1 protein-coding gene is annotated in these 1,736 nt (G+C 68.8%); it reads right to left on the bottom strand.

Going from position 1 to position 1,736, the window contains the following annotated elements:
- Positions 1 to 145: 145 nt before the first annotated feature.
- Positions 146 to 1,736 (bottom strand): maltotransferase domain-containing protein (locus ADK64_RS06655; RefSeq protein WP_053656035.1); only part of this gene is annotated, 1,591 nt, incomplete at its 5' end.

Here is a 1,736-nt window from a genome sequence, read left to right as displayed (position 1 = left end):
CCCTTCAGGTCGCCGATGCCGTCGCCGTCGCTGTCCTGGAAGGAGCGGACCAGCACCTCGTAGAAGACCGCGCGTTTGAACCAATCCGGGTCCCGGTCCTTGGCGGGAGTGTCCTCGAAGGTGTCCGGAACGGGCTCATTGACGATCATATGGCGGGTGACCCTCCGATCTGCGGGTTGGACGGTCGCAGGGCGGCGCTGTGCTTGCCCGGGGGGCAGCCCCCGGACCCCCGGCCGACGGTGAGCACGTGCGCGCCGCCAGGCCCAAGGCGTACGTAGTTCGCCCTGCCCCAGTAGTAGGTCTCGCCGGTGAGCTCGTCGCACACCGGCACCGACTCGTGCCAGTCCAGACCGAGTCGCGGCATGTCCAACGAGACCGTGGCTTCCTGGGTGTGGTGGGGGTCGAGGTTGGCGACCACCAGGACCGTGTCGGACCCGCTCCGCTTCGAGTAGGCGATCACCGCGTCCTTGTCGGCGTGGTGGAAGTGCAGATCGCGCAGTTGGCGCAGTGCGGGGCTCTGCTTCCGGATGCTGTTCAGCCGGGTGATGAGCGGTGCGATGGTCCGGCCCTCGCGGGCGGCGGACTCCCAGTCACGGGGCTTGAGTTGATACTTCTCGGAGTCGAGGTACTTCAGCGCGGTGTTCTCGCACAGTTCGTAGCCGCTGTAGATGCCCCAGGCGGGGGAGAGGGTCGCGGCGAGCACGGCACGCACCTCGAAGGCGGGACGGCCGCCGTGCTGGAGGTAGGCGTGCAGGATGTCCGGGGTGTTGGCGAACAGGTTCGGCCGCATGTACGCCGCCGCCTCACCGGTCAACTCGCTGAGATATTCGGTGAGTTCGTGCTTGGTGTTGCGCCAGGTGAAGTAGGTGTACGACTGCTGGAAGCCGATCTGGGCCAGGGTGTGCATCATCGCCGGACGGGTGAAGGCCTCGGCCAGGAAGATCACGTCGGGGTCCTTGTCGTTGACCTCGGCGATGACCCGCTCCCAGAAGACGACCGGTTTGGTGTGCGGGTTGTCGACCCGGAAGATCCGCACCCCGTGCTCCGTCCAGTGCCTGAGGATCCGCACGGTCTCCTCGACCAGGCCGTCCATGTCGGCGTCGAAGGCGAGGGGATAGATGTCCTGGTACTTCTTCGGCGGGTTCTCCGCGTACGCGATCGTGCCGTCGGCACGGTGCTGGAACCACTCGGGGTGTTTCTGGACCCACGGATGGTCGGGGGAGCACTGCAGGGCCAGGTCGAGGGCGACCTCCAGGCCCAGCTCCGCTGCCCGGCCCACGAAGTGGTCGAAGTCCTCGATCGTGCCGAGCGCGGGATGCACGGCGTCGTGCCCGCCCTCGGGGGACCCGATCGCCCACGGCACCCCCACGTCCCGCACACCGGCGCCGAGGGTGTTGTTGGGGCCCTTGCGCCACGTCGTGCCGATCGGGTGGACCGGCGGGAGATAGACCACGTCGAAGCCCATCCCCGCGATCGCCTCCAGCCTGCGCGCGGCGGTGCGGAACGTGCCGTGCGGCTGCCCGGCCGTCCCCTCCGAACGCGGGAAGAACTCGTACCAGGAGCCGTACAACGCCCGCTCCCGCTCCACCAGCAACGGCATCGGATCCGACGCCGTGACCAGCTCCCGCAGCGGATGGCGGGCCACAAGCGCACCCACCTCGGCGGACAGGGCGGGCTCGAGGCGCTCGTGCACCGACAGGGAGTCGTCACCGAGGGCCCGCGCGGCGGCCAGGACG

This window comes from Streptomyces sp. MMG1121 (assembly GCF_001280015.1).
Classification (GTDB): Bacteria; Actinomycetota; Actinomycetes; order Streptomycetales; family Streptomycetaceae; genus Streptomyces.
Note: the sequence above shows the minus strand (reverse complement) of the source record. Positions and strands in the feature narration are given on the sequence as shown.